Origin of the sequence: Streptomyces sp. ISL-11, from assembly GCF_018614525.1 — a bacterium.
Lineage (GTDB): Bacteria > Actinomycetota > Actinomycetes > Streptomycetales > Streptomycetaceae > Streptomyces.
The window spans coordinates 1-20,980 of record NZ_JAGGOL010000092.1 but is presented as its reverse complement, the minus strand read 5'-3'; the positions used below and the strand labels follow the sequence as shown (position 1 = coordinate 20,980).

General features: G+C 72.2%; 22 protein-coding genes. 7 read left to right on the top strand and 15 right to left on the bottom strand.

All coding sequences use genetic code 11. The annotated features are described in order from the left end of the window. Window positions 1-11: 11 nt before the first annotated feature. The gene (locus tag J7E86_RS19565; RefSeq protein WP_215082994.1) at window positions 12-791 is read right to left on the bottom strand and encodes an alpha/beta hydrolase; all 780 of its coding nucleotides are present in this window, start codon (window positions 789-791) and stop codon (window positions 12-14) included. Window positions 792-894: 103 nt separating this feature from the next. Between J7E86_RS19565 and J7E86_RS19560 the strand changes: the two genes are divergently transcribed. Both J7E86_RS19560 and J7E86_RS19555 read left to right on the top strand, forming a co-directional pair. Continuing rightward, on the top strand, window positions 895-2,031 hold the full coding sequence (locus J7E86_RS19560) for an adenosine deaminase (protein WP_215082993.1): 1,137 nt from the start codon (window positions 895-897) through the stop codon (window positions 2,029-2,031). A gap of 167 nt (window positions 2,032-2,198) precedes the next feature. Then, window positions 2,199-2,573, top strand: a complete 375-nt coding sequence (locus J7E86_RS19555) for an ATP-binding protein (RefSeq protein ID WP_215083018.1) — start codon at window positions 2,199-2,201, stop codon at window positions 2,571-2,573. A 93-nt stretch (window positions 2,574-2,666) separates the two neighbouring features. Here J7E86_RS19555 and J7E86_RS19550 read toward each other — a convergent pair whose 3' ends face one another. The 5 genes from J7E86_RS19550 to afsQ1 all read right to left on the bottom strand — a co-directional run bounded on the left by J7E86_RS19550 (window position 2,667) and on the right by afsQ1 (window position 6,471). Beyond that, window positions 2,667-2,879 carry a PspC domain-containing protein gene (locus J7E86_RS19550; protein WP_215082992.1) on the bottom strand — a complete coding sequence of 71 codons (213 nt, stop codon included), beginning with the start codon at window positions 2,877-2,879 and terminating at the stop codon, window positions 2,667-2,669. A gap of 104 nt (window positions 2,880-2,983) precedes the next feature. Next, window positions 2,984-3,538, bottom strand: coding sequence for a VanZ family protein (locus tag J7E86_RS19545; RefSeq protein WP_215082991.1), 555 nt, complete (start codon window positions 3,536-3,538; stop codon window positions 2,984-2,986). Window positions 3,539-3,627: 89 nt separating this feature from the next. Then, window positions 3,628-4,233, bottom strand: a complete 606-nt coding sequence (locus J7E86_RS19540) for a hypothetical protein (protein ID WP_308312647.1) — start codon at window positions 4,231-4,233, stop codon at window positions 3,628-3,630. After that, window positions 4,230-5,705 carry a HAMP domain-containing sensor histidine kinase gene (locus J7E86_RS19535; protein WP_251019380.1) on the bottom strand — a complete coding sequence of 492 codons (1,476 nt, stop codon included), beginning with the start codon at window positions 5,703-5,705 and terminating at the stop codon, window positions 4,230-4,232. Before J7E86_RS19535 ends, J7E86_RS19540 begins: the two co-directional genes overlap by 4 nt. Window positions 5,706-5,793: 88 nt before the next feature. After that, window positions 5,794-6,471, bottom strand: a complete 678-nt coding sequence (gene afsQ1 / locus J7E86_RS19530; protein ID WP_184743397.1) for a two-component system response regulator AfsQ1 — start codon at window positions 6,469-6,471, stop codon at window positions 5,794-5,796. Between the two features lie 192 nt (window positions 6,472-6,663). Here afsQ1 and J7E86_RS19525 point away from each other — a divergent pair, with 192 nt between their 5' ends. After that, window positions 6,664-7,410: a SigE family RNA polymerase sigma factor gene (locus J7E86_RS19525; RefSeq protein WP_215082989.1), complete on the top strand. Its 747-nt coding sequence runs from the start codon at window positions 6,664-6,666 to the stop codon at window positions 7,408-7,410. Window positions 7,411-7,540: 130 nt separating this feature from the next. Here J7E86_RS19525 and J7E86_RS19520 read toward each other — a convergent pair whose 3' ends face one another. Both J7E86_RS19520 and J7E86_RS19515 read right to left on the bottom strand, forming a co-directional pair. Next, the gene (locus tag J7E86_RS19520) at window positions 7,541-8,014 is read right to left on the bottom strand and encodes an OsmC family protein (protein WP_215082988.1); all 474 of its coding nucleotides are present in this window, start codon (window positions 8,012-8,014) and stop codon (window positions 7,541-7,543) included. A 17-nt stretch (window positions 8,015-8,031) separates the two neighbouring features. Beyond that, complete coding sequence (locus J7E86_RS19515; RefSeq protein WP_215082987.1) at window positions 8,032-8,688, bottom strand: uridine kinase; 657 nt, start codon at window positions 8,686-8,688, stop codon at window positions 8,032-8,034. A gap of 93 nt (window positions 8,689-8,781) precedes the next feature. Here J7E86_RS19515 and J7E86_RS31195 point away from each other — a divergent pair, with 93 nt between their 5' ends. After that, window positions 8,782-9,471: a hypothetical protein gene (locus J7E86_RS31195; protein WP_251019379.1), complete on the top strand. Its 690-nt coding sequence runs from the start codon at window positions 8,782-8,784 to the stop codon at window positions 9,469-9,471. A gap of 282 nt (window positions 9,472-9,753) precedes the next feature. Here the strand turns inward: J7E86_RS31195 and J7E86_RS19505 are convergent, their stop codons facing one another. The 3 genes from J7E86_RS19505 to deoC are packed head-to-tail and all read right to left on the bottom strand — an operon-like array spanning window position 9,754 to window position 13,084. Then, the gene (locus tag J7E86_RS19505; protein WP_215082986.1) at window positions 9,754-10,644 is read right to left on the bottom strand and encodes an aldehyde dehydrogenase family protein; all 891 of its coding nucleotides are present in this window, start codon (window positions 10,642-10,644) and stop codon (window positions 9,754-9,756) included. Beyond that, complete coding sequence (locus J7E86_RS19500; RefSeq protein WP_215082985.1) at window positions 10,644-12,095, bottom strand: aldehyde dehydrogenase family protein; 1,452 nt, start codon at window positions 12,093-12,095, stop codon at window positions 10,644-10,646. The genes J7E86_RS19505 and J7E86_RS19500 overlap by 1 nt, the downstream gene beginning before the upstream one ends. Window positions 12,096-12,100: 5 nt before the next feature. Continuing rightward, a complete protein-coding gene (deoC, locus tag J7E86_RS19495) occupies window positions 12,101-13,084 on the bottom strand; it encodes a deoxyribose-phosphate aldolase (RefSeq protein ID WP_215083013.1) in 984 nt (327 codons plus the stop codon). A gap of 202 nt (window positions 13,085-13,286) precedes the next feature. Here deoC and J7E86_RS19490 point away from each other — a divergent pair, with 202 nt between their 5' ends. Then, window positions 13,287-13,937, top strand: a complete 651-nt coding sequence (locus tag J7E86_RS19490; protein ID WP_215082984.1) for a PH domain-containing protein — start codon at window positions 13,287-13,289, stop codon at window positions 13,935-13,937. A gap of 93 nt (window positions 13,938-14,030) precedes the next feature. Here the strand turns inward: J7E86_RS19490 and J7E86_RS19485 are convergent, their stop codons facing one another. The 3 genes from J7E86_RS19485 to J7E86_RS19475 all read right to left on the bottom strand — a co-directional run bounded on the left by J7E86_RS19485 (window position 14,031) and on the right by J7E86_RS19475 (window position 17,400). Continuing rightward, window positions 14,031-15,698, bottom strand: a complete 1,668-nt coding sequence (locus J7E86_RS19485; protein WP_308312646.1) for a phospho-sugar mutase — start codon at window positions 15,696-15,698, stop codon at window positions 14,031-14,033. Between the two features lie 320 nt (window positions 15,699-16,018). Beyond that, the gene (locus J7E86_RS19480) at window positions 16,019-16,840 is read right to left on the bottom strand and encodes a purine-nucleoside phosphorylase (protein ID WP_215082982.1); all 822 of its coding nucleotides are present in this window, start codon (window positions 16,838-16,840) and stop codon (window positions 16,019-16,021) included. Between the two features lie 122 nt (window positions 16,841-16,962). Then, window positions 16,963-17,400, bottom strand: coding sequence for a gamma-glutamylcyclotransferase (locus J7E86_RS19475; protein ID WP_116213584.1), 438 nt, complete (start codon window positions 17,398-17,400; stop codon window positions 16,963-16,965). A 166-nt stretch (window positions 17,401-17,566) separates the two neighbouring features. On the opposite strand from J7E86_RS19475, the gene J7E86_RS19470 reads away from it, so the two are divergent. Together J7E86_RS19470 and J7E86_RS19465 are read left to right on the top strand one after the other, a co-directional pair. Further along, window positions 17,567-19,024 (top strand): NAD(P)H-quinone dehydrogenase, encoded by a 1,458-nt coding sequence (locus J7E86_RS19470; RefSeq protein WP_215082981.1) that lies wholly within the window; start codon window positions 17,567-17,569, stop codon window positions 19,022-19,024. 92 nt (window positions 19,025-19,116) lie between these two features. Next, on the top strand, window positions 19,117-20,160 hold the full coding sequence (locus tag J7E86_RS19465; protein WP_285439728.1) for a DeoR/GlpR family DNA-binding transcription regulator: 1,044 nt from the start codon (window positions 19,117-19,119) through the stop codon (window positions 20,158-20,160). Between the two features lie 12 nt (window positions 20,161-20,172). Here J7E86_RS19465 and J7E86_RS19460 read toward each other — a convergent pair whose 3' ends face one another. Next, on the bottom strand, window positions 20,173-20,778 hold the full coding sequence (locus J7E86_RS19460; protein WP_251019377.1) for a TetR/AcrR family transcriptional regulator: 606 nt from the start codon (window positions 20,776-20,778) through the stop codon (window positions 20,173-20,175). Window positions 20,779-20,980: the final 202 nt, after the last annotated feature.

The following is a 20,980-nucleotide window of genomic DNA, read 5'->3' as shown; positions in this document are numbered from 1 at the left end:
CTTCCGCGCCCTCAATACCCCAGCGACGACCCGAACCCCGAAGCCAGCGGCATCCTCAGTCCCAGCGGCGGGGGAGCCGCCAGTGCGTCCGCGACCGGGCGGGCGTAGTGGCGGCCGAAGAGGGAGCCGAGGACGAAGTCCACGGTGAGGGCGCGGACTTCCGAGCGGTGCTGGTGGAGGGCGTGGCCGTCGGAGTGGACCTCGAAGCGGCAGACGTCGCGGTTGACCTTCTTCGCGCGTTCGGCGAGGCGGAAGGAGAGGTCCGGGTCGGTGTGTTCGTCGTTGGTGCCGTGGACGAGGAGCACGCGCCGGCCCGTGAGCTGGCGCACCGGGTCGGGGGTGAGGTGGGCATCCCGTTCGGGCAGCCAGGGCGCCAGGGCCAGGACGGACGTGACGGCCGGGTGCCCGGCGGCGCGAAGGGCGGCCCGGCCGCCCATGCCCGTGCCGACCAGGCAGACCGGCACGTCGCCGTAGCGGCGTACGGACTCGTCCGCGGCCCACTCCGCGTCCCGCACCGGGTCGGCCGCGGCGTCGTTCCAGCCGCGGCGGCGGTAGCGGACGACGTGGGTGACCAGCCCCTCCGCCGCGCCGGCCCGGGCCAGCCGGCGGGCCAGCGGCCGCTGCGCGGCGAGGGTCAGGGCCGAGGGGCGGCGGGTTCCGGCGGCGTGGCCGGCCGGCAGCAACAGGGCTACGCCGTGCACCGAATGCCCGGCGCCCAGCGGCTTTCCGAGGCTCGCGGCCCCGCTTCCCGGAGCTCCGGGGTCCCGCTGCGGCATCGCTTGCTGAGACATGGCAGAAACGATGGCAGAAGGCCGCGTGGTGTCCACCCCGTCGATGGGTCACCGTTCCGTATCGTTCGCCGCCGTCTACGCGCGTAGGCGTTAGAGTGCCGAGATGACGACCGAGACCTCCTCCCACCCCACTCCCGAGCAGATCCGTCGTGCGCCCAAGGTGCTGCTGCACGACCACCTCGATGGCGGACTGCGCCCCGGCACCGTCGTCGACCTGGCCCGCGAGACGGGCTACGACGGTCTGCCGGAGACCGACCCGGACAAGCTGGGCGTCTGGTTCCGGGAGGCCGCCGACTCCGGTTCGCTGGAGCGCTACCTGGAGACCTTCGCGCACACCTGCGCCGTGATGCAGACGCGCGACGCGCTCGTCCGGGTGGCCGCCGAGTGCGCGGAGGACCTGGCGGAGGACGGCGTCGTCTACGCCGAGGTGCGCTACGCCCCCGAGCAGCACCTGGAGGGCGGGCTCTCCCTCGAAGAGGTCGTCGAGGCCGTGAACGAGGGCTTCCGCCTGGGCGAGCGCCGGGCGAAGGCGAGCGGCCACCGCATCCGCGTCGGCGCCCTGCTCACCGCGATGCGGCACGCCGCCCGCGCGCTGGAGATCGCCGAACTCGCGAACCGCTACCGCGACTCGGGCGTGACCGGCTTCGACATCGCGGGCGCGGAGGCGGGCTTCCCTCCCACCCGCCACCTCGACGCCTTCGAGTACCTCAAGCGCGAGAACAACCACTTCACCATCCACGCGGGTGAGGCGTTCGGCCTGCCGTCCATCTGGCAGGCCCTCCAGTGGTGCGGCGCGGACCGGCTCGGCCACGGCGTGCGCATCGTCGACGACATCGAGATCACCGAGGACGGCACGGTCAAGCTCGGCCGGCTGGCGTCGTACGTACGGGACAAGCGCATTCCGCTGGAGATGTGCCCGACCTCGAACCTCCAGACCGGTGCGGCCGCCTCGTACGAGGAGCACCCGATCAGCCTGCTGCGCAAGCTGCATTTCCGGGCGACGGTGAATACCGATAATCGTCTGATGAGCGGCACCAGCATGAGCCGGGAATTCGAGCACCTGGTGAAGGCATTCGGGTACGGTCTCGACGACATGCAGTGGTTCACCGTCAACGCGATGAAGTCCGCGTTCATCCCATTCGATGAACGTCTGGCGATGATCAACGACGTCATCAAGCCGGGATACGCCGAGCTCAAGTCGGAATGGCTGTTCCGGCAGACGGTGACGGAAACCGCCTGACCAGCACATCTGTACACCGTCGCCACGGACGGTGAATCCACGGGGAATACCGTGACCACGGCCGGGACGGTTTCTGTCCCGGCCGTGTCATTGATTGCGGTGGCCCGGAACTCGCGACTAAGTTGCAGTGCCCGCTCAAAATCCCCCGTCGCGAGGACAGAATTCAGATGAAGCAGGGAACCATCAAGACCCTCGGTGTTGCCGCGCTCGGTATTGCCTTCGCCGCCACGGCGGCGGGCAGCGCGTCGGCGGCGGGCACCGCGGGCACCTTCGAGTCGATCGCCGGCACCACCAAGACCACGATGGGCGGGCTCCCCGTCCAGCAGGCCGCCAAGCTCGCGCCCGCGGGCGGGCCCCTGGTCTCCGCGACGGACCGCGCGATCCAGGGCGGCATCCTGGAGGCCCCGTCCAAGGCCGCCGACATGGCCCTGGCACCCAACCTCCCGGCCGTGCCGAAGCTGCCGGCCGACACCAAGGGCAACGGCGGTCTGCTCGGCGGTCTGCCGCTGGGCAACCTCTCCATTCCGGGCGCCGGCGGCTGAGCCACGGATCCCGCAACGCGACGGCGGGCCGCGCGTCCCGCACCGGGGTGCGCGGCCCGCCGCGTGCGCCGTCCGCCCGCGCCTACCGCGACATCACCACGCGGGCGCGGACCCGCCGGCGTTCTTCTCGCTCGGCAGCAGCAGCCACAGCGCGAGGTAGAGCAGGAACTGGGGGCCGGGCAGCAGGCACGAGACCAGGAAGATCACGCGCATCGTGGTGCGGGAGGTTCCATAGCGCTGGGCGAGGCCCGCGCAGACTCCGGCGATCATCCTGTGGTGGCGGGGCCGGACCAGCGGAGCGGACATGACGGTGACTCCTCGTCGTGGACCCGGCGCCGTCTTCGCGGCACCGGCGGGAGCGTTTCCCGGTGACTCCACGTTACGGTCGCGGGCCCTGCCCGGGCGTCGCCCTAAGGGGCGATCCGGACCCTGGGGATCGTCGGGGTCATCCCCGGCATCTCCTCCTCGCGGCGTAGGGGCTCCGGCCGTCCGCCGTCACCGCCGCGACGGAGGCGGGCCCGTACGGCGGGCACCACGGCCAGGTGCGCGAGCGCCACACCCGTCACATTGAGCAGCAGCGCGTCCAGGTTCAGCACCTGGCCCATGACGCCGCTCTGGACGACCTGGAGGACCAGGGAGATCATCGCGGCGGTGAAGACGGTGCGCGTGAGCGAGCCCAGCGAGGACGCGCACACCCGGCCCCTCGCCCACGGCAGCAGCACTCCCAGCGGCGCCAGCGGCAGCACGGCCGCGCCGATCGCGCGCGCCGCACCCCAGGGGCCGAGCGCCAGATCGGCACGGATCGTCGCCAGCGGTTCCAGGTGCGCGGCGGCCACCCAGGGCGCCGTCAGCGGGCGCAGGGCCAGCCAGCCGACGGCCAGGAGATGGGCGACGAGCAGCACGCACCCCGCGAAGCGGTAGCGGTATCGGAGGGCGGGCGTACCGCCGTAACCATGACCCTGCACGCCCCACAGGACGCCGTGCGCCGGTCGCGCGGTTCCGCCGGCGGCGACGGAGAGTCGCGACGGCGCACGGTGACGGCGCGTGACGACCGTCAGGGGATCCGGGTGCCCTTGATCTCCGCGGTGTCGGGGTGACCGCGCATCGCGTCGGTGCACCCGTAGGCGCGGGGCCGTTCCTCGCCGGGGCCGCCCAGGACGACCGTGTCCTTGCCGTCGGCCGCGGCCGTACCGGCGTACGTGCAGATCACCTGGGCCAGCGCGACCTGCGGCAGTTCCTCGGGCTCCCGGCCCAGGCGCAGCGTGCCGCCCGGGTCGCCCGGCCGCGGCCCGGCCACGGTCAGCCGCTGCGGTACCGAGGAGGTGAGCCCGGCCGCGGCCTCCTCGTTCGACGGCGACTCGCGCAGCTCGTCGAGGAGGGCGCGGGCGACCACCACGGTGTCGCCCGGCTTGTCCGGCAGGGAGACCTGCCGGGTGACGGGCACCAGCTGGGAGGTGCACGTCAGCTGGATGGTCACGGTGGCCAGGCCCCCGGGCGCGCTCCGGTCGGCCGGTACGACGCACGACGCGCGGGAGGGCGCGCCGCCGGCGTCCACCGGCACCGCGGTGCCGCGGATCCCGCAGCCGGAGAGCGCGGGGAACGCGCCGAGCAGCGCCAGCGCCACGGCGGCGGTCCGGATCCTTCGGGCTGCGGGGTTCACTTTCCGCCCTCCTCCGCCTCGTCGGTCAGCCGCGAGGCGTCGCGCGGCAGCGTCAGCGTGAAGACCGCACCGCCCTCGGGGGAGTTGGCGGCGGTGATCTCACCGCCGTGGATGTGGGCGTTCTCCAGGGCGATGGACAGGCCCAGACCGCTGCCCTCGGAGCGCGGCCGGGAGGCGCTCGCCTTGTAGAAGCGGTCGAAGACGTGCGGCAGGACGTCCTCGGGGATGCCGGGGCCGTGGTCGCGCACGTCGATGCGCAGCGAGTCGTCCACCGTCCGCACCGAGACCCGTACGGGCGACCCGCCGTGCTTGAGGGCGTTGCCGACGAGGTTGGCGAGGATGACGTCGAGACGGCGGGGGTCGAGCCGGACCACGTTGCCGCGCTCGGCGTCCAGTTCGACCGCGTCCAGCCAGGCGCGGGCGTCGATGCAGGCGGTGACCTGGTCGGCGACGTCGACGTCGTCCAGGACCAGGCGGGCGGTGCCCGCGTCGAAGCGGGTGACCTCCATCAGGTTCTCCACCAGGTCGTTGAGCCGGCGGGTCTCGCTGACCACCAGCTGCACGGCGGGCGCGATCATCGGGTCGAGGTTGTCGGCCTCGTCCTCCAGCACCTCGGTCACCGCGGTGATCGCCGTCAGCGGGGTGCGCAGCTCGTGCGACATGTCGGCGACGAAGCGACGGCTGGACGCCTCCCGGGCGCTGAGCTCCTCGACCCGCTTCTCCAGCGACTCGGCCGTCCTGTTGAACGTCCGCGAGAGGTCCGCCAGCTCGTCGGTGCCCGACACCTGGAGCCGGGTGTCCAGCTTGCCCTCGCCGAGCCGCCGGGCCGCGTCGCCGAGCCGCTGTACGGGCCGCAGCACCGTCGAGGCGGCCGCCTGGGCGAGCAGGGCGGAGCCGATGAGCGCCAGGCCGGTGGCGATGCCCAGCGACCACGCCAGGGAGTTGAGGTCGGCCCGCTCGTTCTCCAGGGACTTCAGCAGATAGCCGGTGGGGCCGCCGCCGATCACCTTGGCGCCGCCGACCAGGTACGGCTTGCCGCCGAAGGTGATCCGCTGCCAGTACAGGTGGTAGGCGTAGCGGTTGGAGTCGTCGATCCGGCGCTCGCGCTCGACGGCGGCCCGCAACGACGCGGGCACGACCCTGAGCGTGAACAGATCACGGTCGGAGGGCGCCGCGCAGCCGCTGCCGGACGTGCCCATCAGCAGCACCTCGTACTTCTGCGAGGTCGCCGCCATCCGGTCCGCGGCCGCCTGGAGCTCCTGGCAGGTCGGGTTCAGCGGCAGCGAACCGGTGTTGTCCTGCAACGACTTGCGGAAGTCGTCGAGCGCGGCGTCCTGAGTGCGGGTGAGGACCGCGTCGCGGTTGAGCCAGTACGCGATGGCGGACGCCGAGACGGCGGCCGCAAGGGCCACCAGCGCGAAGACGAGCATCAGCCGCAGCCGCAGGCTGATCCACCGCATGCTGAGCTTCATGACGTTCCGGGGCGCCGCCCAGCCCCGTGCTCGACCGGGCTCTTGTGTCACGGTGCGCTCTCTGTGCTGTTGTGGCGGGCGGGGGCGGTCACTGCGGGGCGTCCAGGCGGTAGCCGACGCCGCGCACGGTGCGGATCAGGGTCGGGGAGGAGGGCACGTCCTCGACCTTGGCGCGCAGCCGCTGCACACAGGCGTCCACCAGCCGCGAATCGCCCAGGTAGTCGTGCTCCCACACCAGCCGCAGCAGCTGCTGGCGCGACAGCGCCTGCCCCGGCCGCCTGCTGAGCTCCAGCAGCAGCCGCAGCTCGGTCGGGGTCAGCTGGAGGTCCTCGCCGTTCTTGGTGACCGTCATCGCGGACCGGTCGATCACCAGGGAACCGAACGAGGCGGAGTCGCTGGACTCCCGCTCGCCGCGGCGCAGCACCGCGCGGATCCGGGCGTCCAGCACCCGGCCCTGCACGGGCTTGACCACATAGTCGTCGGCCCCGGACTCCAGACCCACCACGACATCGATGTCGTCGTTGCGCGCGGTGAGCAGGATGATCGGCAGCTGGTCGGTGCGGCGGATGCGCCGGCACACCTCGAAACCGTCGATCCCGGGCAGCATCACATCCAGCACGATCAGGTCCGGCCGCTGCTCGCGCAGCAGTTTCAGACCGTCCTCGCCCGTCGCCGCGGTCACCACACGGTGACCCTGGCGGGACAGGGAGAACTCCAGAGCCGTGCGGATGGCGTCGTCGTCCTCGATCAGCAACAGGAAAGGCACGCGGTCATTCTGGCCTACGTCGGGCAGGTGGTTCGACCGAAGGCTCCCGCCGCCCGGCGCCCCGGCCTGTTGCAGGGCTGTGACAGTCGGCGGACAACGCGATGAAACTGGCCCGGCAGGCTTTGCGTCATCGGGCAGCGAACGGCCCGGAACCAACGGACCGAGCTGGCTCCGACCGACGGGGGGCGCGAGATGAACACACTGCACAGCACCACGACCAGCGCAGTCATTCGCACGCGCCTGCACGACGCCGGGCGGGGCTCGGAGAAGTCCGGTGCCGTGGGCGGGCGGGGGTGCGCCCGCGGCACCGGACGTGTACGGCCGCCGTACATGGTGGCGATCGACGCGATCGCGTACGGGGAGGCCACGGGGGCCCCGGGGGAGGGCAAGGGCGCGTCCCGGACGGAGAAGGCGGACGCCGAAGCGGCGTTCACCGCCTACGTCCAGGAGCGCCGGGCCTCCCTGTACGCGACCGCGTACCACCTGACCGGTGACCGGCACGAGGCGGAGGACCTGCTGCAGAGCGCGCTGTTCTCCACCTACCGCGCCTGGGACCGGATCACCGACAAGGCCGCGGTCGGCGGATACCTGCGCCGCACGATGACCAATCTGCACATCAGCGCCTGGCGCCGGCGCAAGCTCAACGAGTACCCGACCGAGGAACTGCCGGAGACGGTGGGCGAGACGGACGCGATGCGCGGCACCGAGCTGCGCGCCGTGCTCTGGCAGGCCCTGGCCCGGCTGCCCGAACTGCAGCGCACGATGCTCGTCCTGCGCTACTACGAGGGCCGTACGGACCCGGAGATCGCCGAGATCCTGGACATCAGCGTCGGCACGGTCAAGAGCAGCATCTGGCGCTCGCTGCGCCGGCTGCGCGAAGACGAGGTCATCGGCTCCGAGCGGGGGGTTCGCGAGTCGTTCGGCGAGCTGGTGGCCTGAAGGACCGTGGGGGGCGCTCGGGGGGAGCGCAGGGGGCCCACGGGGGGGGGATGGAGCGGGTCGGGACAGGCGGGGGGCCTGTACCGGCCCGCTCCGGCGTGTACGGCGCCCGGAGCCGGCGCCGGGGATGTTACGCCGCGCGGACGGTGACGACCGGCTCGTGCCGGACGGGGAAGTTCACGGAGTTGGCGATGAAGCACGACCGGTGGGCGACGTCGTGCAGGGCGAGGGCCTTGCCGGTCATGTCCGCGGCCTCCACCTCGACCCGCGGCCGCAGCACGGCCTCGGTGAAGTGCCCGCCGTCGGCCGTCTCCCGCATCGTGCCGCGCGCGTCGTCGGTGTAGGCGGTCACGACGACGCCGGCCACCGCGCACACGTGCAGGTACCAGAGCAGGTGGCACTCCGATATGGCCGCCAGCAGGAGCTGTTCGGGATTCCAGCGGCTCGCGTCACCGCGGAAGGCCGGGTCGGAGCTGCCGAGGACGACCGGCCGCCCGGGGGCGGCCACCTCGTGATCACGGCTGAAGTCGCGGTAGCCGCTGGTGCCGCTGCCCTGGTTCCCCGTCCAGGTGACGGTCGTCTCATAGGTGTGGAGCGTGGTCATGTTCCCCTCCTGATCGGTCAGACGCGTGCGCTCTCGCGCCGCCCGGCGGCCGCGGCGGCGATCCGGCCCATGGCGGCCTCCTTGCCGCAGGCGTGGGCGCCGAGCGCCGTCTGACGGGCCACGATGCCACGCTCCGAGCGCATCAGCCGCAGGCCCCGGCGGATGAGGGTGGGCACCGGCTTGCGGGCCTCGCGCAGGTCGCGCAGCAGCCGGCGGCGGAAGGTGGTGGCCGGCCGGCCGCGCAGGCACAGGGCGTCGGCGAGGACGCCGAGGTCGCGGCAGCGGTCGATGATGTCGGCGGCGAAGATGCCCTCCGCGATGAACAGCGGGGTGCGGCCGATGTCCAGGGCGCTCTCCCCGGTCCGCGAGCTGGTGCCGATGTCGTACACCGGCACGTGCGTCCGGGCCGTACGGCACAGCTCGTCGATCGCGCGCAGGGCCGCGTCGGCGTCCCACGACAGCGGCGAGTCCCAGTCGGTGCCCGAGCCGTCGGCGAGGACCGGCAGGGTCGGGTCGGTCCCCTCCTTGTAGAAGTCGTCGAGGTTGAGCACCGGCAGCCCGGTGCGGGCCGCGAGGGACGACTTTCCGGAACCGGAAGGTCCGGTGAGCAGGATGACGCGCGCGGGGGTCAAGTGGGGAGTCACGGGACACCAGTGTGAGGCATTGGGCCGCATGGGGGATCCCCCCGGGTCGGAAGGTGCGCCCAGCGTCACGGCTCCACTACGGTGCGTTGTCGATCGGCACGACTCCCGACCCGGCAGGTGGCCATGGCCTCGCACGCACGACACGCACGCCCCGCTCGCTCCTCGCTCGCCGGCCGGCGCGGCCTGATGAGCCTCGGCCTGACCGTGTCGGCCGGGGCCGCCGTCGTCGCAAGCGGCGCCGGGGCCGCGAACGCCCTGCCGCACCCCCCGAAGACCACGCTGGGCACGATGTCGCTGCCGGCCGCCACCCAGGGGCTCGACACGGCGCTGGGCGCGTCGTCGGAGGGCGCGTTCACCCCGATGAAGACACTGCGCCTGAACCCGCTCGCCGGTACGGGCAGCGACCCCTTCGACAACTCGGTCGGCACCCAGGTCTCCGACTTCAGGCCGGTGAGCACCTCCGTGCTGACCGAGCCGATCACCAAGGGCGCCGCACTGCAGGACTTCTCGGTGACGGACCGGCTGGAGGCGCTGAGGGGCCCGCGGGCCGAGGCCCCGTCCCCCCGCACCCCGGCCAAGGGCCAGGCGCCGGTCAGGGCCGTACCGGAGACCGGGCGGGCCCACGCCGCGACTTCCCCCGGCGACAAGGGCAGCGGCTCGCTGAAGGACCTGTCCGTGCCGGCCACGCTCAAGACCCTGACGGCCCCGACCGCGCCCAAGCCGGCCCGCCTGCCGGCCAAGGAGAGCGGTTCGCTCAAGGACCTGTCGGTGAAGCACACGGTCGCCACTTTGGCCGCGCCGGATCGGCGGTAGGTCGTATCCGGCGGATCTCCGGCTGCGGGCTCTCTTCGCCGCCTGCGGCGGCGGGCGCCCTGCGGGCGTGTCCTCAAACGCCGGACGGGCTTGATTTCGCTGGGCTCAGCCGCTTTCAGCCGGTCCGGCGTTTGAGGACACCGCCGCGCAGCGGTGGTGCGCACGACACGGCCCGCAGTGCTCGCTCACATGATCCGCCGGACACGGCCTGGCGCGCGTACGACGACGGCGGCGGTTCCCCTCGGTGAGGGGAACCGCCGCCGTCGTCGTACGCGAGGAGGCTCAGTAGGACGAGCCGCCGGCGCCCAGCGAGCCGGTGGGGTGCCAGACCGTCCGAGTCTCCAGGAAGGCCGTCATGCGCTCCGTGCCGGGAGCCGCGGCCCAGTCCACAGGCTGTGGACGCAGGACGCGCTTGAGGTTGTCCGCCGCGGCGATCTCCAGCTCCTTCGCCAGCTCGGCGTCGGCGCCCGCGAGGTCGATCGCGTTGACGTCCTGGTGCGCGGCCAGCGACGGGGTGATCTCGGCCGTACGGCCCGACAGGATGTTGACGACACCGCCGGGGACGTCGGAGGTGGCCAGCACCTCGCCCAGCGACAGCGCCGGCAGCGGGGCCTTCTCGGAGGCCACCACGACGACGGTGTTGCCGGTCGCGATCGCCGGGGCGATCACGGAGACCAGACCGAGGAACGACGACTCCTGCGGCGCGAGCACGGCGACGACGCCGGTCGGCTCGGTGGCGGAGACGTTGAAGAACGGGCCCGCGACCGGGTTGACCGCGCCGGTGATCTGGCCGATCTTGTCGGTCCAGCCCGCGTACCAGACCCAGCGGTCGATGGCGGCGTCCACCTGGGCGGCGGCCTTGGCCTTCGACAGGCCCTCCGCGTCGGCGACCTCCGCGACGAACTGGTCGCGGCGGCCCTCCAGCATCTCGGCGACGCGGTAGAGGACCTGGCCGCGGTTGTACGCGGTCGCGCCGGACCAGCCGCCGACGGCCTTGCGGGCCGCGACGACCGCGTCACGGGCGTCCTTGCGCGAGGACATCGGGGCGTTGGCCAGCCAGTTGCCCTTGGAGTCGGTCACCTCGTACACCCGCCCGCTCTCGGACCGGGGGAACTTGCCCCCGACGAACAGCTTGTAGGTCTTGAAGACAGTCAAGCGCTCAACGGTGCTCATCAACGCTCACCCTTCGGGTTCGACGGGGCGAGGTACGCCTCCAGGCCGTGGCGGCCGCCCTCGCGGCCGAATCCCGACTCCTTGAAGCCGCCGAAGGGCGAGGTCGGGTCGAACTTGTTGAACGTGTTGGCCCAGATGACACCCGCGCGCAGCTTGCTCGCGACGGCCAGCATCCGCGAGCCCTTCTCCGTCCAGATGCCGGCGGAGAGGCCGTACTGCGAGTTGTTCGCCTTGGCGACCGCCTCGGCCGGGGTGCGGAAGGACAGCACCGACAGCACCGGGCCGAAGATCTCCTCGCGGGCGATCCGGTGGGCCTGGGTGACGTTCGTGAACAGCGTCGGCGCGAACCAGAAACCGTTCTCCGGCAGCTCGCAGGCCGGCGCCCAGCGCTCGGCGCCCTCCGCGACCCCACTGTCGGCCAGCTCGGTGATCCGGGCCAGCTGCTCGGCGGAGTTGATCGCGCCGATGTCGGTGTTCTTGTCCAGCGGGTCGCCCAGGCGCAGCGTGGACAGCCGCCGCTTGAGCGAGTCCAGCAGCTCGTCCTGGATCGACTCCTGCACCAGCAGGCGCGAGCCCGCGCAGCAGACCTGGCCCTGGTTGAAGAAGATGCCCTGGACGATGCCCTCGACGGCCTGGTCGATGGGCGCGTCGTCGAAGACGATGTTGGCGCCCTTGCCGCCCAGCTCCAGGGTGAGCTTCTTGTCCGACCCGGCGACCGTACGGGCGATGGCCTTGCCGACCGCCGTGGAGCCGGTGAAGGCGACCTTGTTCACGCCCTCGTGACCGACGAGCGCGGCACCCGTGGTGCCGTCACCGGTGACGATGTTGACGACGCCCTTGGGCAGGCCGGCCTGGCGGCAGATGTCCGCGAAGAACAGCGCCGACAGGGGAGTGGTCTCGGCCGGCTTGAGGACGACGGTGTTGCCGGTGGCGAGCGCCGGGGCGATCTTCCAGGCCAGCATCAGCAGCGGGAAGTTCCAGGGGATGACCTGGCCCGCGACACCCAGCGGCCGGGGGTTGGCGCCGTAGCCGGCGTGGTCGAGCTTGTCCGCCCAGCCCGCGTAGTAGAAGAAGTGCGCGGCGACCAGGGGGAGGTCCGCGTCGCGGGTCTCCTTGATCGGCTTGCCGTTGTCCAGGGTCTCCAGGACGGCCAGCTCGCGCGAGCGCTCCTGGATGATCCGCGCGATGCGGAACAGGTACTTGGCGCGCTCGGCGCCCGGCAGCGCGGACCACTTCTCGAACGCCTTGCGAGCGGCCTTCACCGCGCGGTCGACGTCCTCGGCGGAGCCGTGCGCGACCTCGGAGAGCACCTCCTCGGAGGAGGGGCTGATGGTCTTGAAGACCTTGCCGCCGGTGGCGTCGGTGAACTCGCCGTCGATGAACAGGCCGTACGACGGGGCGATGTCGACGACCGCGCGCGACTCGGGTGCGGGTGCGTATTCAAATGCCATGTCGGTCAGTCCACCGTCACGTAGTCGGGACCGGAGTAGCGCCCGGTGCTCAGCTTCTGCCGCTGCATCAGCAGGTCGTTCAGGAGGCTGGAGGCACCGAAGCGGAACCAGGTGTTGTCCAGCCACTCCTCGCCCACGGTCTCATTGACCAGGACCAGGAACTTGATCGCGTCCTTGGTGGTGCGGATGCCGCCGGCCGGCTTCACACCGACCTGGACGCCCGTCTGCGCGCGGAAGTCGCGGACGGCTTCCAGCATCAGCAGCGTGTTCGCCGGGGTGGCGTTGACCGCGACCTTGCCGGTCGAGGTCTTGATGAAGTCGGCGCCCGCGAGCATCCCGATCCAGGAGGCGCGGCGGATGTTGTCGTACGTCGACAGCTCGCCGGTCTCGAAGATCACCTTCAGGCGGGCCCGGTCGGCGCACTCGGCCCTGACGGCCCGGATCTCCTCGAAGACGTCGAGGTAGCGGCCGGCGAGGAACGCGCCACGGTCGATGACCATGTCGATCTCGTCGGCGCCGGCCTCGATCGCGTCGCGCGTGTCCGCCAGCTTGACCGGCAGCGCGGCACGGCCGGCCGGGAACGCGGTGGCCACGGACGCGACCTTCACGTCCGAGCCGGCGAGCGCGGCCTTGGCCGTCGCCACCATGTCGGGATAGACGCAGACCGCGGCGGTCGTGGGTGTCGTACGGTCGGTGGGATCGGGGTGGACGGCCTTCGCGGCGAGCGCCCGGACCTTGCCCGGGGTGTCCGCGCCTTCCAGCGTGGTCAGGTCGATCATCGAGATCGCCAGGTCGATGGCCCGGGCCTTCGCCGAGGCCTTGATCGAGCGGGTGCCGAGCGAGGCGGCGCGGGCTTCCAGCCCGACCGCGTCGACGCCCGGGAGGCCGTGCAGGAAGCGGCGCAGCGCGCTGTCGGAGGCGGTCACGTCCGCCAGCTCCGTCAGCCGCCCCGCGGCGTCATTGCCGTGTGCGGGAACTGTGGTGGGCATGGTCACCAGATGAGCATATCTACGCGCGTAGCGCGTGTCACCCCCTCGCCCGGCCGCTTTGGATAACGACTTCGCGGCGGCGGCCTCGCGGCGGGCGAAGCGGCGGGCCACGGCCGTACGGACCGCGGGCCGCGGGCCCCTGGCGGCGAACCGTCCACCGCGCGGCGGCCGGCCCCGTCCGGGTGTGGTGCACAATCGGCCCATGACGAGCCCGGACGACTCCTCCGCCACACCGCCCCCGCAGGCACCGGACCCCGCGTACGCCGACCGGTGTTACCGCTCATCCGCCGGCATCGCGAGCGGCGTGCTCCTGCTCGGCCTCGCCGCCTGGCTGGGCGGCGACGCGGTGGTACGGGGCGCCGGCCGTACGCCGTGGCTGGCGCTCGCCGGGCTGCTGTGCGTGGTGCCGCTGGTCATCGCCTTCACGCTGCGGCCGGCGGTCTGGGCGGGCCAGGACCGGCTGCTGGTGCGCAACCCGTTCCGTACGATCACGCTGCCGTGGGCGAGCGTGGACGGGGTCCGCGCCGGTTACTCCAGCGAGGTGCTCGCGGGCGGCGCGAAGTACCAGCTGTGGTCCATCCCCGTCTCCCTGCGCCGGCGGAAGACGGCGGCGCGGCGGCGTAACCAGGCCATCGCGGAGGGGCTGGAGGGCAGCGCGGCCACGGCGCTGGGCGCCGAGGAGTCGCTGCGGGCGCCCTCGGACCAGGCGATCGAGGACCTGCGGGAGCTCGCGGAGCGGAACGCGTCCCGCGAGGGGGCGCAGGGGGCGCCGGTGGTGCGCTGGGCCTACGAGCTGATCGTGCCGTGCTTGGTGGGGCTGGTGCTGATGGTGGTGCTGGTCGCGGTGGCCTGAGGCGCCGTTGCGGCCTGAGGCCCCGTCGCCGGACGCCGTACGCCGGACGGGCTGGATTTCCGGCCCGCCCGGCGCTCGAGGTAGTGGACCTCGTTAGATTCCCGCCGCCCGCGACAGGTCCGTCTTGATCGCCGTGAGGACGTTCGTCGCCTTCGCGCGCGCGTCCGTCAGGGCGATCGCGGACGCCACCGGGACGACGACCTCCAGATAGCACTTGATCTTCGGCTCGGTGCCGCTCGGGCGGACGATGACACGGGCGCCGGAGACCTCCCCGGCCGTGTCACCCGCCAGGTGGTACCGCAGGCCGTCGGTCGGCGGCAGCGACTCGGAACCCTTGGACAGGTCCTCCGCCGACGTCACCCGCAGCCCCGCCAGGACCGTCGGCGGCTGCTCGCGCAGGCGCCGCATCGCGTCCGAGATCAGCGACAGGTCCTCGACCCGCACCGACAGCTGGTCCGTGGCGTGCAGCCCGTGCTCGACGGCCAGGTCGTCCAGGAGGTCGGTCAGCGTGCGGCCGGACTCCTTGAGCTCCGCCGCCAGCTCGGCCACCAGCAGGGCCGCGGTGATGCCGTCCTTGTCGCGGACGCCCTCCGGGTCGACGCAGTAGCCCAGTGCCTCCTCGTACGCGTAGCGCAGGCCGTCGACGCGGGCGAGCCACTTGAAGCCCGTCAGCGTCTCCTCGTACGCGGCGCCCGGCGCGGCGGCCGCGATCCGCGACAGCAGCGACGACGAGACGATCGTCGTCGCGAACGTGCCCTGCGCCTTCTTGTGGACCAGGTGCGTCGCCAGCAGCGCGCCCACCTCGTCGCCGCGCAGCATGCGCCAGCCCTCGACGGAGTCCGCGTCCGGCACCGCGACGGCGCAGCGGTCGGCGTCCGGGTCGTTGGCGATGACGATGTCCGGCCCGGCCGCGCGGGCCGTGGCGAACGCCAGGTCCATCGCGCCCGGCTCCTCCGGGTTGGGGAAGGCGACCGTGGGGAAGTTCGGGTCCGGCTCGGCCTGCTGCGCGACCACGGTCGGCGCCGGGAAGCCGGCCCGCTCGAAGGCAGCGGTCAGCACGGAGCGGCCGACGCCGTGCATGGGCGTGTAGACGACGCGGACGTCACGGGGGGAGCCGTTGGTCAGGACCGCGTCCGTACGCTCCAGGTACGCCTCCACGACCGTCTCGTGGAGCGTCTCCCAGCCGGCCGACGGGCGGGGCACGTCGTCCAGGCTCGCGATCGCCGCGATCTCGGCGGCGATCTCCGCGTCGGCCGGCGGCACGATCTGGGAGCCGTCGCCCAGGTAGACCTTGTAGCCGTTGTCGCGCGGCGGGTTGTGGCTCGCGGTCACCTCGACGCCCGCGACCGCGTCGAGGTGGCGGATGGCGAAGGCGAGGACCGGGGTGGGCAGCGGCTTCGGCAGGATCGCGGCCTTCAGGCCCGCGCCGACCATGACGGCCGCGGTGTCGATCGCGAAGTCCGCGCTCTTGTGACGGGCGTCGTAGCCGATGACGACCGTGCGGCCGGCGTGGCCCTGCTTCCTCAGGTACGCGGCGAGACCGGCGGCGGCGCGGATCACGACGGCGCGGTTCATGCGCATGGGGCCGGCGCCGAGCTCGCCGCGGAGGCCGGCGGTGCCGAACTGGAGGGTGCCGCCGAAGCGGACGCTCAGCTCGGCGGTGTTCCCGGCGTCGATGAGCGCGGCGAGCTCTTCGCGGGTGTCGGGATCGGGGTCCTCGGCGAGCCACGTCTTGGCTTGCGCGATGAGGTCTCGCTCCACGGGTTCTCCTCCGGAGGGGTCAGAAAAATGTGCCGGGTGCTGTGGTTCGGGGGGTGCGGGCGCGTCGTGGGTCGGGGGCGGGGCGGGGTGGGCCCTACGGGGCTGCATGATTTACGGGCGCTGCTCAATGCTCATTCGTTGCCCTGAACCCCGCCCGCAAATCACGCTTTACGCCCCTTGCCGGGCCCGCCCCGCCCCGCCCCCTCCCGCCGGTCCTACATCTGCGGGCCGGGTACGCGTAAGGGTGTTTGCGAGGCGTGAAGCTCAGCGGCCCTGCAAACACCCTTACTCCCGCCGAGGGCGGAAAGGTACTTCTGCGATCAGATGCGGTCGAGGACCGAAGCCAGGAGCGCGCCCATCTGCGTGGCGGAGTCGCGGCCGGCCTGCAGGACCTCTTCGTGGTTCAGCGGCTCGCCCGTCATGCCCGCGGCCAGGTTCGTGACCAGGGAGATGCCGAGGACCTCCGCACCCGCCTCGCGGGCCGCGATGGCCTCCAGCGTGGTCGACATGCCGACCAGGTCCGCACCGAGCGTGCGGATCATCTTGATCTCCGCCGGGGTCTCGTAGTGCGGGCCGGGGAACTGGACGTACACGCCCTCTTCGAGGGTCGGGTCCACCTCCTGGCACAGGGCGCGCAGGCGGGGGGAGTACAGGTCGGTGAGGTCGACGAAGTTCGCGCCGACGATCGGCGAGGTCGCCGTGAGGTTGATGTGGTCGCTGATCAGCACCGGCTGGCCGGGGCGCATGCCCGCGCGGAGGCCGCCGCAGCCGTTGGTCAGGACGACGGTCTTGACGCCCGCGGCCACCGCCGTACGGACGCCGTGGGCGACGGCGGCGACGCCGCGGCCCTCGTAGTAGTGGGTGCGGCCGAGGAAGACGAGCACGCGCTTGTCGTTGACCTTGTACGAGCGGATGGTGCCCGCGTGGCCGGCGACGGCCGGCGGCGGGAAGCCGGGGAGCTCGGTGACCGGGAACTCGATCTCGGGGGTGCCGAGAGCTTCGGTGGCGGGTACCCAGCCGGAGCCCATGACCAGGGCGACGTCGTGGGTCTCCGCGCCGGTGAGCTCACGCAGACGGGCGGCGGCGGTGTCGGCCGCGGCGTACGGGTCGGCCTGGATGTCCGGAGTAACTGATGCGTTCACGCGGACGAGGGTAGCCGCTCTTCGCCTACGCGCGTAGATGTCGCTGGTCACGGTGTTCCGATTGTTGCTTTGTGGCATGTGACGAGACCGATTCGTCATCGGCGCGCCGCCGGGCCGGAACATCAGCAGGGCCGCTTGCGCAGTTCCATCACATAGTCGTGCGGCGCGCCCGCCGATTCGGCCGCGTCGGCGATCTCGCCCAGGTAGCGCGCGGAGGGCAGGCCGCCCTCGTAGCCGTTGAGCACGTAGACCCAGGCGGGCTCCTCGCCGTCCAGGGTGTGCACGCGCACTCTCATCCGGCGGTAGATGTCGAGGCCGACACCCTCCCAACGGTCCATCGAGTCCTCGTCCATCGGAGCGATGTCGTAGAGCGCGACGAAGACCTGGGAGCGCGGCGCCTCGACGACCGTGGCCAGCGCCCCCTCCCAGCCCAGCTGCTCGCCGCCGAACGTCAGTCGCCAGTCGGCGAGCCAGCCCGTGCCGCGCAGGGGCGAGTGCGGTGCGCGGCGGGACATCAGCCGCGCGTCGAGGTTGCCGGCGTACGCGGCGTAGAGCGACATGGCTCCGAGGGTACGGGAGTGAGGCGGAACGGCATTTGGGATGGCAGGCTCGAAGGGAGGTTCGTCCGGAACCTCCTGCCGGTCCTCGCACGGATGGACGTACGTATTGAGGTACGTATGTCCCGAGGGAGGCCCCGGGAGAAGTCGCTTTGATGGGTGCGGGACAATGGAGTACGTGACTCGGATCGTGATCATCGGTGGCGGACCCGGCGGCTATGAGGCGGCGCTCGTCGCCGCGCAGCTCGGCGCGGAGGTGACCGTCGTCGATTGCGACGGTCTGGGCGGGGCGTCGGTGCTCACCGACTGCGTGCCCTCAAAGACACTCATCGCGACGGCCGAGGTGATGACGACCTTCGACTCCTCGTACGAGGAGCTGGGGATCATCGTCGCCGACGACACGCCGCATCTGGAGCAGGCGGCGCGCGTGGTGGGCGTCGACCTGGGCAAGGTCAACCGACGGGTCAAGCGCCTCGCGCTGGCCCAGTCGCACGACATCACGGCGTCCGTCACCCGGGCGGGCGGACGCGTGCTGCGGGGCCGCGGACGGCTGGAGCCGCACCAGGCTCCGGACGGCTCGCGCAAGGTCGTCGTCAAGGCCGTCGACGGCACCGAGGAGACGCTCGTCGCGGACGCGGTGCTGATCGCCACGGGCGCGCACCCGCGGGAGATCCCGGACGCCCTGCCGGACGGCGAGCGGATCCTCAACTGGACGCAGGTCTACGACCTCGACGAGCTCCCCGAGGAGCTCATCGTGGTCGGCTCCGGTGTGACCGGTGCCGAGTTCGCCGGCGCGTACCAGGCGCTGGGCTCCAAGGTGACCCTGGTCTCCTCGCGCGACCGGGTGCTGCCCGGTGAGGACCCCGACGCCGCGGCCGTCCTGGAGGACGTCTTCCGGCGGCGCGGCATGAACGTCATGGCGCGCTCGCGGGCGGAGTCCGCCAAGCGCGTGGGGGACCGGGTCGAGGTGACGCTGGCCGACGGCCGGGTGATCACGGGCACGCACTGCCTGATGGCCGTCGGATCCATCCCCAACACGGCGGGGATCGGCCTGGAGGAGTCCGGCGTCCGGATGAAGGAGTCCGGGCACATCTGGACCGACCGGGTGTCGCGGACCAGCGCTCCGGGCGTCTACGCCGCCGGAGACTGCACCGGTGTCCTGGCGCTGGCGTCCGTCGCGGCGATGCAGGGCCGGATCGCGATGTACCACTTCCTGGGTGACGCGGTGGCCCCGCTGAACCTCAAGGCTGTATCGGCGAACGTATTTACGGATCCGGAGATTGCGACAGTCGGGTACACCCAGGCCGACGTCGACAGCGGGAAGATAGACGCCCGCATGGTGAAGCTGCCGTTGCTGCGCAATCCGCGCGCGAAGATGCAGGGCATCCGGGACGGCTTCGTCAAGATGTTCTGCCGCCCCGGCACGGGCATCGTGGTCGGCGGTGTCGTGGTCGCGCCGCGGGCCAGCGAGCTGATCCACCCCATCTCCATCGCGGTCGACAACAACCTGACCGTGGAGCAGATCGCCAACGCCTTCACCGTCTACCCCTCGCTGTCCGGCTCCCTCGCCGAGGTGGCGCGGCAGTTGCACACCCGCAAGACGCAGCAGGGGCAGCACGAGGCGTAGTCACGCAGGGTGTTCGCGGGAGTGCCTCTATACCACCTCTTGCGTTCAGTAGCGGACAACTTCCGTTAATTGCTGCAAGCTGCTGAAAACGGATGGTCGTTGGCGTTACTGTCGGTTTCGTGTTCGCTGCAGAACGTCGTCAATTGATCCTCGAAATGGTGCGGGCCAACGGAGCGGTTTCGCTCCGTGAGCTCGCCCGCGTCGTCCAGACCTCCGAAGTGACCGTGCGGCGTGACGTGCGGGCGCTGGAGGCCGAAGGACTGCTCGACCGCCGGCACGGCGGTGCGGTGCTGCCGGGCGGTTTCACCAGGGAGTCCGGCTTCCCGCAGAAATCCCATCTAGCGACCGCGGAGAAGACGGCCATCGCCGATCTCGCGGCGAGCTTCGTCGAAGAGGGCGAGGCCGTCGTCGTCGGCGCCGGTACGACCACGCAGGAGCTGGCCCGCCGGCTCGCGCGCGTACCCGGCCTGACCGTGGTCACCAACTCCCTGCTCGTCGCGCAGGCCCTGGCGCACGCCAACCGGGTCGAGGTCGTCATGACCGGCGGCACCCTGCGCGGTTCCAACTACGCCCTGGTGGGCAGCGGGGCCGAGCAGTCCCTGCAAGGGCTGCGGGTGACGAGAGCGTTCCTGTCCGGGAGCGGGCTGACGGCCGAGCGCGGCCTGTCCACGTCCAACATGCTCTCGGCGAGCGTGGACCGGGCGCTGGTGCAGGCCGCCGCCGAGGTGGTGGTGCTGGCCGACCACACGAAGCTGGGCACCGACACCATGTTCCAGACGGTGCCGACCGACGTGATCACCCGGCTGGTGACGGACGAGCCTCCCGCGCACGAGGGCCGTGCCGCCACGGAGCTCCAGGCCCTGGCCGACCAGGGCGTTCACATCTCGGTCGCCGGGCCCGGCGCGGGGTCGGGCTCGGGGCCGACGGGCGTCCCGGGCGGCGGGGAGGCCGGGCCGCCCTCGCGGCGCCGGGACGTCCCGCCGCTGCCCGGTCAGCGCCGTACGCATCCCATGGGGCCGGGTCAGCCTCCCGGGCCCGGTCAGGGAGGCCAGCCGGGGCCCCAGCTCCGCAGTGCGGTGTCCCTGGGCGACGGTTCGTCGGCGCGGGTGGCCGACCTCGCCCCCAGGAGGCGGTGATTCCCGGTGACCTCAGGCGCTCCCGGGGTGTGAGGTCACCGTCTTCAGGCCGCTGAGGGTCAGGAGCAGGAGCCGGTCGGCCAGTCCGGGATCGTCCGGCGACTGCTCCGCCGCCAGCGAAATGGCGTTGGTCAGCTGCATCAGATCCACGATGTCCACGTCCTCCCGTACCGCGCCGGCCGTCTGGGCGCGGGCGAGCAGCCTGCTGCCCGCGTCCCGCAGCGGCATGCTGCACCGCGACAGCGCCGACGCCTCGTCGGTCTGCGCGGCCATCAGGGCCCGTGAGAGCCCTCGGTAGGTACTGGCATGGGCCACGATGGCCCGCAGCCAGTCCACGAGGGCCCGGCACGGCTCGGGCGAGGCCAGCAGCTCACGCGAACGAGTGAGGAGTCCGTCGAGCTCGCCCTGGAAGACGGCGCTCATCAGCGCCGTGCGGTTGGGGAAGTGGCGGTAGAGCGTTCCGATGCCCACCCCCGCGCGGCGGGCGATGTCCTCCAGGGAGGCGTCCGTGCCGTGTGCGGTGAAGGCGGTACGGGCCTCGGTGAGCAGCCGCTCGTAGTTGCGCCGTGCGTCGGCGCGCATGGGCCGTGGTGACGTCTGCGCCGTATCGGTCGCCATTCCGTCCGTCCTCCCGCTCAGTGGCCGCCAGCGGCGGCCTTCGTCCCGCGCCCCAAGGATGCCAGGCGGGGCGGGCGTGACGTGGCGGGCGGGCGGCAGGCGGCCGGATCCCACGGCCCCGCACACGCCGTGGGCCCCGGCCGGAGTGATCCGGCCGGGGCCCACGGAAGGGTGACGTGAGGGTGTCAGTCCTTGATTTCGC

What these genes read in the sequence shown, in the direction of transcription:
- J7E86_RS19560 (WP_215082993.1), top strand. Translation starts at nt 895, where the DNA reads ATGACGACCGAGACCTCCTCCCACCCCACTCCCGAGCAGATCCGTCGT.
- J7E86_RS31195 (WP_251019379.1), top strand. Translation starts at nt 8,782, where the DNA reads ATGGCCTCGCACGCACGACACGCACGCCCCGCTCGCTCCTCGCTCGCC.
- J7E86_RS19550 (WP_215082992.1), bottom strand. Translation starts at nt 2,879, where the DNA reads ATGTCCGCTCCGCTGGTCCGGCCCCGCCACCACAGGATGATCGCCGGA.
- J7E86_RS19465 (WP_285439728.1), top strand. Translation starts at nt 19,117, where the DNA reads ATGGTCGTTGGCGTTACTGTCGGTTTCGTGTTCGCTGCAGAACGTCGT.
- J7E86_RS19500 (WP_215082985.1), bottom strand. Translation starts at nt 12,095, where the DNA reads ATGGCATTTGAATACGCACCCGCACCCGAGTCGCGCGCGGTCGTCGAC.
- J7E86_RS19505 (WP_215082986.1), bottom strand. Translation starts at nt 10,644, where the DNA reads ATGAGCACCGTTGAGCGCTTGACTGTCTTCAAGACCTACAAGCTGTTC.
- J7E86_RS19555 (WP_215083018.1), top strand. Translation starts at nt 2,199, where the DNA reads ATGAAGCAGGGAACCATCAAGACCCTCGGTGTTGCCGCGCTCGGTATT.
- J7E86_RS19470 (WP_215082981.1), top strand. Translation starts at nt 17,567, where the DNA reads ATGGAGTACGTGACTCGGATCGTGATCATCGGTGGCGGACCCGGCGGC.
- J7E86_RS19460 (WP_251019377.1), bottom strand. Translation starts at nt 20,778, where the DNA reads ATGGCGACCGATACGGCGCAGACGTCACCACGGCCCATGCGCGCCGAC.
- J7E86_RS19490 (WP_215082984.1), top strand. Translation starts at nt 13,287, where the DNA reads ATGACGAGCCCGGACGACTCCTCCGCCACACCGCCCCCGCAGGCACCG.
- J7E86_RS19535 (WP_251019380.1), bottom strand. Translation starts at nt 5,705, where the DNA reads ATGAAGCTCAGCATGCGGTGGATCAGCCTGCGGCTGCGGCTGATGCTC.
- deoC (WP_215083013.1), bottom strand. Translation starts at nt 13,084, where the DNA reads ATGCCCACCACAGTTCCCGCACACGGCAATGACGCCGCGGGGCGGCTG.
- J7E86_RS19515 (WP_215082987.1), bottom strand. Translation starts at nt 8,688, where the DNA reads ATGCGGCCCAATGCCTCACACTGGTGTCCCGTGACTCCCCACTTGACC.
- J7E86_RS19565 (WP_215082994.1), bottom strand. Translation starts at nt 791, where the DNA reads ATGTCTCAGCAAGCGATGCCGCAGCGGGACCCCGGAGCTCCGGGAAGC.
- J7E86_RS19525 (WP_215082989.1), top strand. Translation starts at nt 6,664, where the DNA reads ATGAACACACTGCACAGCACCACGACCAGCGCAGTCATTCGCACGCGC.
- J7E86_RS19520 (WP_215082988.1), bottom strand. Translation starts at nt 8,014, where the DNA reads ATGACCACGCTCCACACCTATGAGACGACCGTCACCTGGACGGGGAAC.
- J7E86_RS19475 (WP_116213584.1), bottom strand. Translation starts at nt 17,400, where the DNA reads ATGTCGCTCTACGCCGCGTACGCCGGCAACCTCGACGCGCGGCTGATG.